Source organism: Natronococcus sp. A-GB7, assembly GCF_029688865.1.
Classification (GTDB): domain Archaea; phylum Halobacteriota; class Halobacteria; order Halobacteriales; family Natrialbaceae; genus Natronococcus.
In genome coordinates this window covers 20,390-31,784 of record NZ_JARUKV010000040.1, presented here as the reverse complement: position 1 = coordinate 31,784, position 11,395 = coordinate 20,390, and the positions used below count along the sequence as shown (strand labels likewise).

Genomic DNA, 11,395 nt, shown 5'->3' with positions numbered 1-11,395 from the left:
TTTTGATGTCTTTCCCTTCAATTTGCTTACTAGTCATATCTGTCTCTTTCATCGACGATCAGATAAGTACAATTCTCTTACTCGCATATCTTCATACTTGTGGTTAATTAGGGGTCTTCACGTGCCAAACCTCGGAAACCCGGAAAGGCCATCCTTCCGACTAAGTGTTTGCGCGATGCCGGCCACGCGTATGATCACGGATGCACGCCCTCTCCAACCCGAGTTCGTGCCTGGCCACGTGAGACATAGGGACGGCGAAATCAACACGCTCACCAGCAACCTCAAACCCATACTCAACGGCAACCACGCCGACCCTGCCTTCCTCCACGGCCCCAGCAGCACCGGAAAGACCTGCATGGCCCAGCACGCTGTCGAACGCCTCCGCGAACAGGTCGTAGACCTTCACACACAGTACGTCAACTGCTGGGAGGATTACACCCGCTTCAAAACCTCTACCGCGTCCTCGAAGGACTCAACCGTACACATGATATCCACCGCCAATCTACACCCCGTGACGAACTCCTTGACCGCCTCCGAGACACCCTCATAGGGTCGGTGACGAATCTTTACCCTTCGGCTGAACAGAGATAGTGCCAGATGTTCGGCTCATCGATTGCTTCGATTCGCTTGTCGCTCGAAATCCCGTCGTTAGCGCGAACTCCGCGCATCTCGTCGGCGTGATCTATGCACACGAGGACATCGGTGAATACGCGAACCGTGCATACATTCGAGGAGCTAAATACATCGACGTCGAACCCCCAAGGAATGTATGCTGGAAGCTATTTGACTAGCTTTTCAGGGCCAGTCAAAGATATGGCCAAAAGATCTTTTAAAGTGTGTAAAAATCAAATAAGAAGAATGCCGCACGACAAATTGGTTCCTTACTGGGTAAGAGTTCGTCCCAGAAAAAAACAAGGCAGAGGGTCAGTAACTGAATCCGATTACTTTAATCTAACATCTTTTTCTGAGGAGAATGATGGATTCACCGATTACAACAGCTATATTGATTTCTTGAGACAGAAGCTGACAGACTTGAAAACCGTGGGGTACAAGAATGATACATCTGGGAAAACACTAACAGTCAGAAAGTTGAAGTATTCGCCACCAGGTCATAAATACAGCACTCCAAGCGGACATACAATAGAAGCTGTCTTTGGCTATGGGAAATTTGGCAGATCTGCAGACCATCTCGACTCAAGCAAGATGGATAATCTTCCAGTTGAGGAAATAAGAGAGGAAAATGCACAAGATAGTGACACATCAAACGTTGATAGGCTCTATTTTTTCACCCATTTATCTAATAAACATCCAAACTCTGCTTTCACAATTTTCCATAAATACGGGAACTCAACAGCTAGGACTACTCTTTATCAGTTCTTAAACGAATCATTACAATCACTCTATGTAGAAAACCAAGCTGAAGACGAAGAAGGCCTGATGTTTGAGATGAATACGATAGCGTCGAAACCACTGTTAGAGCAATTAATAGAAGACGACATTCAGGGGTTTGAACTTGTTCAACGTAAAGTCCCTACAGAATCCTATAAACAAGAAAGCGAGGTGATTGGGAATGTGAGAGATGCGAAGGTCAAAGTCTCAGTCGAGTCTAAGGAGTTTTCTTTTGATGAGCAAGGTGTGAAAAATCTTTTATCAAGGATTGATGGGGGTGATTATCCATTTGCAGAGATATTAGAAGAACATACTGTTGACGAGGAAATCGACGAAGTTAGTGCTATTGTCAATACATCTGATGGAAGACCTCGTAAGCGACGACTCACACGAGACAAGCTAACTATGGAAGAGTACATCAGCAAAGATATCGATTACAATCACGAAACTGGTCGGCCAATAATGACTTCAATCTCGAAAATTGCACGAGAGCTTTCAAATGAACAACTACGTGAATACACATCCGAAAGTCTGAATGAAAATGTTAGTCTTTTAGAAGAAGCTGATCCACAATCACCAGAAACACCCAGTCAGTCAACAACTAATTGAATGTATAGCCTTCACGAAATTGTCTTCGTCCTCCTGAAGTCGATTGCTGGGGACTCAGGTACTAAAAAGACGATTGTTTATTTAGCTGTAATTCCCCTTGCAATCGGAGCTATATCTTTAATTCTACAATATGAGGTTCACAGCGGATTCTTAGAAGTTACAATAGTATCTATGACACTATTAGTGGGTTTCTCTATGAACGCAGTTATTCTCATGTTGAGATACGCTGAAAACACGGATTCAGATCGCCAACTTGTAGCTCAAGTTAGAAACATCGCAGTGTACCTGGTCACACTTGGTATTTCAATACTTATCGCTGCAATTGTAGGAATCGCATTTCTTGAAAATAGCTCGTCAGAAGCCGTTAGAACCACCATATCCAGCATCTATTTTATAATCATAACTCATTTTTTCATGGTATGTCTTCTTTTCCCAGCACGTATATTCGTGATTATTGAAAGGCTAAAAAGCAGAAAAAAAGATGACAACGGTAACGGGGAACGAATACAAGTAGAGGAGGTCGGGCCATAGAACTGGTTCAGCCCTTTTTTACTGTGAGCGTGTCATAGAATCGTCCCACAGAATTCTTCGAAGGGACGAGAAGAGCTCTATGACACGTTCAGCTGAAAGGCTATCTTTCTGGCTTTCTCCCCTACCCGACGTGCCCGAGAACAGAGCAACGACCGTTTGGAAGCATCACTTACGGTTTCGAGCTATGAGCCCGCAATGAATCGGCCAGACTCGGCGTGTATTTTGTTGTTCGATCCGCGACAACCAAAGGTGATTTTGGTTAACTCGAGAGACCCGCACGACTTTCCCGATCACGTCGGTAGATCGCTGCATGAGCAACGACGTCCAAACCTACGACTGTCCATCCCCCGACTGCTCGAGGACATTCAGCGCAAGGGAGGAATTTACCGAGCACATCAACACTGAGCACGCCGGCGAGTACCAACGCGATGGCTGGCCGGATACCGAGGCCGGGCGGCAGACTCGGCGTGATCGCAATGGAAGTACAGACACGGACGACGAGTAACCGATTGCTCAAGTACCATACCGCCTTCTTCAATTTCGACTGACCACAGGTTCAGACTTGAAGAGTACACAAACTGTTTCACAAATGAGTCTGTAGAGTGATCTATGTCTAATACGAACTCGGCCTCCGATATCGAGAATTGGAACGGTGCCCTTGGCCCACAGTCCGAAATCGAGCCGTTGTTCTACGAACTCAATGTTGGGGAAAACTCTGTTCGTCTCGTTGGCCCCTCTCCTGGACAGCTCTATGAGTATGATCGGGATGAGTTTGAGCAGCTTGTTGCCGACGGCGAGTGGGTGCTGGCTGAGGACGATCCCGAAAATGAGGTCTTCCGGACGCCTAATGGCGACCAGCCGTACTAACTGATTGTTGTCGGCGGGTTTTGGTCCAAGCCCTGCATGGACAGATTAGGCAATCCGACAGCGAGAAATACTAATTTTCCGTAGCTTTGCATAAGAGCGGGGAGTCTTAACCAACAACACCCCCGGAAATCACCCCCTCCGTTGGTTAGATCGAGAACCTCACTCTTCGAGCTCGCTGTCGTCGCTCCGATCGCCATCGACAGGGACGCCGGTGAGCCACCACTTCGCTCGAGTGAGGACACCAGCTTGATCGACCATACGTTCGCGGCGTTCGCGATAGCGCTCGAGCTCTCGCTGTTCGTCGACGTACTCGACTAACTCAGTGACCTCGTCAATACGACTGTTCGTAGCCGCGAGTTGCCGCTGTAAGCGATCTCGTTCGTTCTGGAGTTCGTCCACCCGCTCTGTGAGGCGTTCATACTCGGTGATGAAAGTTCTCACCGCCTCGCTCTTAGATTCATACTCCCCGCCGTCCCCCGTTTTCCCCTCGAGGATCTCGGCTTGCTCGTCGGTAATCGTAATTGTCAGTCTCGGCACCGGTGACTCTCCTCACCGCCCGTAAGAACTCGCTCACACAAGTTATTCAGTCAGCCGGATGTCTGACGGTTCACCAAGCAAAATACAGTTTATCCAATCAGCTCGCCGTTGAGGACGACCTCGTTCATTGACGGCGTCGCACCCCCAAACACATTCGAGCGAGTGCCATCCCACCCAGTCGTTTGTATCTCAATACCCTCCAGTTCGACGTCGAATCCCGAAGTGAAATAGAAGGCGTCGCCGGGCTCAGTAAGTTCGACTGACGTATTCGTGACTGTCGCTCGTTCGGTCCCATCAAGCGCCCCGATCGCGTAGCTACCGCCAGCGCCACCGGCGCCGTCGTCAACGCCGATCCGGACGTGACAGTTTCGAACTTCGAACTCCCCGCCACGGAGCCGGATCCCACGCTGAGACCCGTACGTTCTCTCGTCGGGCGTGTGGTCGACCTCAGCGATACAGTTCTCGAGCGTCGACTGTCCATAGGGTCCGTCTCGAGCCTCGTCGTAGTCGTCGGTTTCATCGAGATACTCAACAGGCTCCCAGTCGGGACCACTGTCGGTCCGAAGGCTCGCGACGCCGCTATTCGCCGCGTGGCAATTGGTGAGAATCTTCCGACCTGAGCCCCCACGAACGTAGATCCCATTATCCGGCCACCCGCCGCACTGGATATTATTGAAGTGGATCGTTCCCTGCATTTGTGGGTGACCGGTGATCCCCGACGTCGACCACGACTGTCCGAGGCCGTACTCGTTCGTTCCCCCAGCGTAGTCGGTCGTTCGGCGTGTGTTGATCGTGTTTTCATGGTGTAGCCCGCCCCACCGCATGTCGATTGAATCGACGAGCCCGGTCGACTCGGGAGAGTGGGTCGCGACGCGCATGTTCCCATGGGTTCCGAGATCGTGCATTCCATTGAAGAGGATGTTCCGAATCTCGAGGTCACCGTCTACGTGAGCGTTGATCCCCTGCATTCCCGAGTTTTCTCGGCTCCAGTCGAAAATGAAGCCACCAAACACGAACTCGCCGCGATGAGGAGTGTTGTCGGTGCCGACCCGGAACATCATAGTGCTTCCCGAATACTCTCCCGAACCGACGGTATGGCTGTGGATAGATTCAACCTCACCATGACGGATCACTGCATTCTGACCAATCAAGCCAACGTCCCTCGATCTTGTCCGTCGGAATTGACTATTGAGCTTGTAGTCCCCTTGTGGGAGAACGATCAGCGTATCGTCACTCCAGGCACTCGAGAGGGCGTCGCCGATCGGCTCCTCACCGGTGGGGTCAGCGCCGTGATCTTCGACGAGATTTGTGACGGTCTCGAATCGATCAGCGTACGCTCCAGGATCAAGCGCTGTCGCGACACCGTCGCTGCCGGCGCCACTCGCTCCCGATTCACCGTTGCCGTCGCTCTCGCCGCCGTATGTCGATACATTCGTACATCCAGCGAGCGAGGCACTGATCCCCGCGGCGATCCCTCCGAGCAGCGATCGACGAGAGTAGTTTGTGTACTGTTGGAATGTCATGGTTCCACTTCGAGAAGCGTTATCTATGCGTTAGCTCCAGATCACGCCCGCGCCGAGAAGAGCGAACATGACCCCGAGTATTTCCATAGTCGTCCCACGGAATCCGGTGTTATTCGAGGCGTTCCGAGTGATCAGGATGTACCCCCCGATGAGGAAGAACGGGATTGCGCCAAATTCCCTGCTCCCGATCGAGAGGAACGCGGCAAGAAAAGCAGCGAGGCCGATGAGTTTCGCGAGCCGCGCGTTGAAATGAGGATAGAATACGGACATGCTACCCACCGTCCTCGCACACGACCTCCCGTAACTCTTTGAGGAGTTCCGGGTGATTTTCCTCGAGAATATCAATGTCGGTCGGAAGTTCGTCGTGTATCTTGTTCCGGATCCTCGAGGCCGCTTGATACTGGTATTCTTTCTCCTCGGTGTCGTCGCTTGCAATCAGTTCGCGTTCTCGGTCCGTCAGAATTGCACGCCGTCGGGCCATGTCGCCCGTGTTTTCCGGCTGCATACCCATATGCGTATATCGTTCCCATATACATTAAACGTTCCCTCTTTCTGCAACGTTCCCACATAACCATAATTATAAGTGGTTGACTCTAGTTGGATAAAGTAAGCACTGATCGGTTGTAGAACCGACCGGCGCACCAACGCCGGCCGAAGTGCTGTTGAGACAGCATGCTAAACCACAACCCCCTACCGGATGTGTGTTCCGGCCTTAGAGAGTGTATTGCCAGAAATTATAGAGTTCCGTCGTTAGTCATGTTGCTATCGACGTTGATGCTGACGATGTCGGTCGCGGCTCAAGAGGAGGACTTTTGTAGCACCGAGGCAGGCGAAATGCTCGGTAACACGGTCGGATTCGTCGGTGCGATCGTCGTTATGATGCTCGTGATCGGACTCCTCGTCGGTGGCGGGCTCGAGGCGCTACCATTGACCGGCGGCGTCGCACGGATTGCTCACCGTATCGTCGGCGGGCTATTCGTCGGCATATTCGTGCTCGTGCTCGGGTTCTCGTTCCTACAGTTCGGACTCGGATACTCGGTGATCGACACGGGTATGGCGTGTACCCCGCTCGACTAATCGCGAGGGGTCGATAATGTCCCGATTTTCCCGTTTCGCAGCCGTCCTACTGGCCGTTTTACTCTTGAGCAGCGCGTTCGTCGCGCCAGCGCTCGCACAAGAGGGTCCGGTCGGGAACGAGACGGACGACGAGAACGAAACGATCGGCCCGACCGATCCAGCGGTTGGGAACGAGAGCAACGAGAGTGAGAACGAGACCGACGCTGAGGACGACGAGGACGGTATGGGTAACTGGGTGTCTGACGCGGCACCGTCGGTGAGCAACCCAGTCCCGAGTACAGGCGAGTTCGTTGATGGAATCTTCGAGTGGGTCCAAGACAGTGCTGTCGGGATTATCGAAGGTGTCCTGGAGGGATCCATCGAGGTTCTCATCGGCACCCCCGAGCCTGGAAACGCGGGTTGGAACGGGATCTTCGGGCAGCCAACTGAGGAGCCGTTCGCTTCCCTCTTTGAACCGATCTATGAGGGAATGATCCTCCCGTTCACAGTCGCGATACTGTCTATCATTATTCTGGCGCTCACTGGATTCCTCCCCTACTCGAGTCTCGTCGGGAGCTACCGGGTCTACATGTGGATCATTCGGCTTGTCGTCGCGATCTTCGCGCTGATCTTCGCATGGCCGGTTGTCGGTTGGATGCACCAATTGTCGAATGATATCGCATGGGCGTTCGCTCCCGAGAGCGATGAGATCCTGTCGATCACAGGCTCGCTCACGCTCGGGTCGACAGCCGCCCCCGTCGCGGCATCGATCTACCTGTTCGGGTGGATCAAAATCGTCCTCTATGCGTTCGTCTACTTCTTCAGATATCAGCTACTGTTCTGGATGCCGTTCGTGTTCCCGATCCTGCTAATCCTCGCTCTCGCAGCACCCCACAAGCGGCTTCGAAGCTTCGGATCCTTCGGTCTCTGGCAATACATTGGCTTGCTGATCATGACCTGGCCGAACGCCATGATGTTCGGCGCCGCCTATCAACTCGACTGGGGATTCAACGTCAGCTCGTTCGCGAACGTCGGGCTCATATTCGGGATGTTCCTCACCGGGATCCTCGTTCCGATCGCGATCATGTACGCTATGGCTCAGGGACCGGGGCTCGTGACCGGCGTTATGATGGGGACCGCCTCGAGCGCCGCGAGTGGCGTTCGGCGCCGCTCGCAGAAAGGATGGAAACCACAGACGTCGGTCGCACCTCGAGAACTCTCGCAGCAAGCGCGGAACCGTGCACAGACGACCTACCAAAAGACACAGACACAACTCAGCTCAATGCGAGGTCGACTCTCCCGGTCGTCTTCGAGCCCCGGATCTAACTCCGGGACGTCGGCCGGCGGCTCCTCGAGTTCCTCGAAAGAAATCAAGTCGAACTACGGCGACCCGAGCGGCGCAACGACGCTTGCACAGCGAATGAAACGACGAAACGGGAACAAGAACAATGACGACTGAGAGCACCGACAGCGGCGAGAGTACGACGACCCAAGAGCGCCAAGTCCTTAGCGACGTCTCGGAGCGCCCCGACTGGATGGGGTTCTCGATCTTCGGGCTCTTGCTGTTTCTGACGCCGGCGCTCACCCTGTTCACAATGACGGCGATCATGCACCCGCGACCGTTTTGGTGGGTGTTGCTCCTCGCAACGATCGCCGCGGCGTTCGGCGCGTTCGTCGCGATCGCCATGACGCCGGAGCATATCACGGCCGGACAGTACGCGAAGAAACTCGTTAGCCACTACACCCAGCAGCCGATCCTAATCCATGACTGAGAACGATACCAGCGACGCCGAGACTGAGACGGAAACGACCACGAGTAGCAGCGACCTCGAGCAACCAGCGCCGACCTCGAAGCTTCGACGGTTCGCCCAACTCCCGGGGATCAAGGGCTCGGTCCTTGGCTCCGGCGAGTACGAACCCACTCAAGAGCTGATCCCATTCAAGAAGCCGTACCGACAGCGCTACGCGATCGAGCGCGACGACGGCGCGCTCATCGGCGCCGTGCGTATCTCGCCGGCGAATATGAGCCTCAAAGACGAGGACCACTGGGAGCAACAGGTGAACCGACTCGCACGCATGCTCGCGTCGACTGTCGAGTACCCTGCTCAGTGGTACAACCCCATGCGTTCGGTCGACTTTTCGGACCGACGCGCTCGCTTCTTCGAGGAGGAACAGACTCACCTCCAGGGCGCCGACGTCGCTGACGACGGGCAAGACGAACTCCGGGAGCGTGTACTCGCCGACGTCGCCGGCGAACGCGCCGCCGTGATCGGGCTCCTCCAGGATACAACCATGCGGCGCGAACACTATTTCGTCGTCGCCGTCGAACCCGAGGAGGCCGTCTCGCCGGTCTCAAGCGACGGCGGCGGGCTCGCGAACGTTCCCGGCGTCGGTCAGATTATCGAGTGGCGCGAACTCCAGAAACAACGCGGCTCTCCCGAACACACGAGAGAACTCCTCGATAAGCTCGAGCGCCGTGTTGAGGACGTCGCAACCAGCGTCCAAAGCCTCGAGGATATCACGGCGACGCCGCTCTCGTCGACCGAGTTCGCAAAGATTCTCGCGAACTACTACCGGACGGACGACGTCTATGCCTTCGACGACTTTTCGCAGGTCGTTCGTGAGGCGCCGGTCCCGGAACTCGAGGACACCGACGAGGACCCCGCACCGGATCTCTCCTACGATCACCTCGAGCGCGGCCCCGACCGTGACGGTCACACGTTCGCCGCTGAGCGTCATGCCCGCCGAGACCCGAGTGAGACAGCGTCGCCTCGAGACGACGCCGACAGCGACGACGTCGCGGCGCTCTCCGAGGACTACGGCACCGACGGGCTCGCACTCGACGACGACGCGCTCGAGGAGAACTTTCAGTCACTGCTCGCTCCCGAGGTCGTTGATCGGTCGTCGCCGAATCACGTCACTCTCGACGGCGACACTCACTCGACGACGCTCGTGATCCGAGATTGGCCGGCGATCCCCCCTATCGGGATGCTCGAAGGCCTGCTTACATTCGACGAACCCGGGGTTCAGGTGACGGTCTCGACCCACTTCGAGGGACAAAACGTCGCCGACGAACTCCAGCGGCTCAAGTCGACCGAGACCTCGCTCCGGCTCAAGGCCGAACGCGCTGAGGAGCGTGACTCGCCGCTTGCTGATCGGAAGGTCGAACAGTGGGAAGCCGCTCGAGATATCAAACGGTCGGTCGAACGCGCTGACACCGGGCTCTTCGAAACGAATACCTACGTTGAGATTCGGTCGACTGACTTCGAACAGCTCCGTTCGGTCGTTCGGAAGACAAAGAGTCGCCTCAAGGAACTCAACGCCGCTGCGAAGGAACTAACCTTTAATCAAGATAGGGGTTGGCAGACCGCGGCGCCGGCGTGCAAGAACGACGTTCACGACTCGGTCACTATGACCGGCGACGGGCTCGCGGCACTACTCCCGTGGGTCTCGAGCAACCTCGTTGAGCCGACCGGTGTCGAGTTCGGGACTCACGCCGAACTCAACGAGCCGACGCTTGTCGATCTATGGAGCCGGTCGACCGGCTACAATATGGGGATCTTCGGAACGATCGGGTCGGGCAAGACGACGACGCTCAAGACGATACTCACCCGGCAAAAGCTCACCGACGACGACGTTCGGCTCGTTCTCTGTGACCCGCTCCAAGAGTTCGCCGGGCTCACCGAGATTTTCGATGGCGATCGCGTCGTGATCGGTGGGTCGACGAACATCAACCCGCTACACCTCGAGGCTGACGAGCAGAGAGCGAGCGCTGACGAGGAGTACACCCCCGTCTCGGATGCAAAGGTTCGGGCCATGTCGTTCGTCAAGACGTACTACCAGAACGAGGAGGGGCTCTCGCTCGGTCGGAAACAAGGCGTCTGGCGGCGGGCGATCAGTACGGCATACGACCGTGCGGGCTACCACGAGCGCGACGGCGCTGTGACCTTCGGTGAGGAGCCGCCGACGCTCCAGGACGTCTTTGAGATTCTCCGGGAAATGGTCGACTCGCCGGAGAACTTTGTCGACGAGGCGCTTGACGAGGACGCCGATACGATCGGCGACTGGAAGCAGCGGGCGATCGATATCATAAACAACGATATCCAGGCGTTCGACGAGGGAGAGATCTACTACAACCTCACCAAGCCGACCGACATTAGCCTCGAGGGATCCGACGTCGTCTATCTCGACCTCCAGCGCTACAACTCCGACGAGAATCGCGGGCTCATGATGCAGCTGCTCGTCTCGCAGATCTACGAACAGACCAAGACGTCCGACCGCAAGACGATGTTCGCGATCGACGAGAGCCACTACATGACCCGGCACTCGAGCGACCTCGCTTTCCTCAAGCAAGCCGTTCGCCACTCTCGGCACTACGACCTTTCCGTGATCTTCTCAACTCAGACGATTAGCGAGTTCCTCGCAACGACCGAGGACGGCGGGCTCACGGACACCTCCGAGGTGATTCTCGATAACATGTCCATCCAGATATACCAGTATCTCAAAGAAATGGACCGAGGGCTCGGCGACGAACTCGGTCTCACGAGCGCAGAAGTGGACTACGTTCGTGACGCCGCCTCGGGGAAAGAGGGGCAAGGCTACTCCGAGGCGCTGCTCCGTGTTGACGAAAAGGGCTCCTACCCGATTCGGGTCGAAATGGACGACTCGCTCAACCCGTGCGAGTTCTCGCTCGTTCGCTACGATCCGACCGATCACGGTGACGACCCCTACCAGTGGCTCCAGGAACAGACGGACGACTGGCGGTGGAATCCCCGCCCCGAACGCGAACAAGACGACGTCCTCGAGGACGACGTGACCGAGAGCGGCGACAGTACCGAGACGGAACCGAACGCGATCGCGGCCGACGACTAACCGAGGTGCGA

At 55.4% G+C, this 11,395-nt stretch carries 13 protein-coding genes; 9 read left to right on the top strand and 4 right to left on the bottom strand.

What is annotated here, in order from left to right:
• The first annotated feature begins 190 nt into the window (after positions 1–190).
• The 5 genes from QA609_RS22930 to QA609_RS22910 all read left to right on the top strand — a co-directional run bounded on the left by QA609_RS22930 (position 191) and on the right by QA609_RS22910 (position 3,396).
• A complete protein-coding gene (locus QA609_RS22930; protein WP_278304943.1) occupies positions 191–550 on the top strand; it encodes a hypothetical protein in 360 nt (119 codons plus the stop codon).
• Between the two features lie 152 nt (positions 551–702).
• Complete coding sequence (locus QA609_RS22925; RefSeq protein WP_278304942.1) at positions 703–1,998, top strand: hypothetical protein; 1,296 nt, start codon at positions 703–705, stop codon at positions 1,996–1,998.
• Positions 1,999–2,529, top strand: a complete 531-nt coding sequence (locus tag QA609_RS22920; protein ID WP_278304941.1) for a hypothetical protein — start codon at positions 1,999–2,001, stop codon at positions 2,527–2,529.
• A 310-nt stretch (positions 2,530–2,839) separates the two neighbouring features.
• Positions 2,840–3,034, top strand: coding sequence for a hypothetical protein (locus tag QA609_RS22915; RefSeq protein ID WP_278304940.1), 195 nt, complete (start codon positions 2,840–2,842; stop codon positions 3,032–3,034).
• 104 nt (positions 3,035–3,138) lie between these two features.
• Positions 3,139–3,396, top strand: coding sequence for a hypothetical protein (locus tag QA609_RS22910; RefSeq protein ID WP_278304939.1), 258 nt, complete (start codon positions 3,139–3,141; stop codon positions 3,394–3,396).
• A gap of 159 nt (positions 3,397–3,555) precedes the next feature.
• Here QA609_RS22910 and QA609_RS22905 read toward each other — a convergent pair whose 3' ends face one another.
• The 4 genes from QA609_RS22905 to QA609_RS22890 all read right to left on the bottom strand — a co-directional run bounded on the left by QA609_RS22905 (position 3,556) and on the right by QA609_RS22890 (position 5,961).
• Positions 3,556–3,933 (bottom strand): hypothetical protein, encoded by a 378-nt coding sequence (locus QA609_RS22905; RefSeq protein ID WP_278304938.1) that lies wholly within the window; start codon positions 3,931–3,933, stop codon positions 3,556–3,558.
• An 89-nt stretch (positions 3,934–4,022) separates the two neighbouring features.
• A complete protein-coding gene (locus QA609_RS22900) occupies positions 4,023–5,456 on the bottom strand; it encodes a hypothetical protein (RefSeq protein WP_278304937.1) in 1,434 nt (477 codons plus the stop codon).
• A 30-nt stretch (positions 5,457–5,486) separates the two neighbouring features.
• A complete protein-coding gene (locus QA609_RS22895) occupies positions 5,487–5,726 on the bottom strand; it encodes a hypothetical protein (RefSeq protein WP_278294011.1) in 240 nt (79 codons plus the stop codon).
• A 1-nt stretch (position 5,727) separates the two neighbouring features.
• On the bottom strand, positions 5,728–5,961 hold the full coding sequence (locus QA609_RS22890; protein WP_343233823.1) for a hypothetical protein: 234 nt from the start codon (positions 5,959–5,961) through the stop codon (positions 5,728–5,730).
• Between the two features lie 167 nt (positions 5,962–6,128).
• Between QA609_RS22890 and QA609_RS22885 the strand changes: the two genes are divergently transcribed.
• The 4 genes from QA609_RS22885 (at position 6,129) to QA609_RS22870 (ending at position 11,384) form a co-directional block, all read left to right on the top strand.
• Positions 6,129–6,533, top strand: coding sequence for a hypothetical protein (locus QA609_RS22885; protein ID WP_278304935.1), 405 nt, complete (start codon positions 6,129–6,131; stop codon positions 6,531–6,533).
• A gap of 64 nt (positions 6,534–6,597) precedes the next feature.
• Entirely contained in the window at positions 6,598–7,971 is a 1,374-nt protein-coding gene (locus QA609_RS22880; protein WP_278304934.1) for a hypothetical protein, read from the top strand.
• Positions 7,961–8,284 carry a hypothetical protein gene (locus QA609_RS22875; protein WP_278304933.1) on the top strand — a complete coding sequence of 108 codons (324 nt, stop codon included), beginning with the start codon at positions 7,961–7,963 and terminating at the stop codon, positions 8,282–8,284. Before QA609_RS22880 ends, QA609_RS22875 begins: the two co-directional genes overlap by 11 nt.
• On the top strand, positions 8,277–11,384 hold the full coding sequence (locus QA609_RS22870; RefSeq protein WP_278304932.1) for a DUF87 domain-containing protein: 3,108 nt from the start codon (positions 8,277–8,279) through the stop codon (positions 11,382–11,384). Before QA609_RS22875 ends, QA609_RS22870 begins: the two co-directional genes overlap by 8 nt.
• Positions 11,385–11,395: the final 11 nt, after the last annotated feature.

Excerpts from the sequence above, each read along its gene's own strand:
- QA609_RS22930 (WP_278304943.1), top strand. The coding sequence starts at position 191 with ATGATCACGGATGCACGCCCTCTCCAACCCGAGTTCGTGCCTGGCCAC.
- QA609_RS22920 (WP_278304941.1), top strand. The coding sequence starts at position 1,999 with ATGTATAGCCTTCACGAAATTGTCTTCGTCCTCCTGAAGTCGATTGCT.
- QA609_RS22915 (WP_278304940.1), top strand. The coding sequence starts at position 2,840 with ATGAGCAACGACGTCCAAACCTACGACTGTCCATCCCCCGACTGCTCG.
- QA609_RS22910 (WP_278304939.1), top strand. The coding sequence starts at position 3,139 with ATGTCTAATACGAACTCGGCCTCCGATATCGAGAATTGGAACGGTGCC.
- QA609_RS22900 (WP_278304937.1), bottom strand. The coding sequence starts at position 5,456 with ATGACATTCCAACAGTACACAAACTACTCTCGTCGATCGCTGCTCGGA.
- QA609_RS22895 (WP_278294011.1), bottom strand. The coding sequence starts at position 5,726 with ATGTCCGTATTCTATCCTCATTTCAACGCGCGGCTCGCGAAACTCATC.
- QA609_RS22890 (WP_343233823.1), bottom strand. The coding sequence starts at position 5,961 with ATGCAGCCGGAAAACACGGGCGACATGGCCCGACGGCGTGCAATTCTG.
- QA609_RS22885 (WP_278304935.1), top strand. The coding sequence starts at position 6,129 with ATGCTAAACCACAACCCCCTACCGGATGTGTGTTCCGGCCTTAGAGAG.
- QA609_RS22875 (WP_278304933.1), top strand. The coding sequence starts at position 7,961 with ATGACGACTGAGAGCACCGACAGCGGCGAGAGTACGACGACCCAAGAG.
- QA609_RS22870 (WP_278304932.1), top strand. The coding sequence starts at position 8,277 with ATGACTGAGAACGATACCAGCGACGCCGAGACTGAGACGGAAACGACC.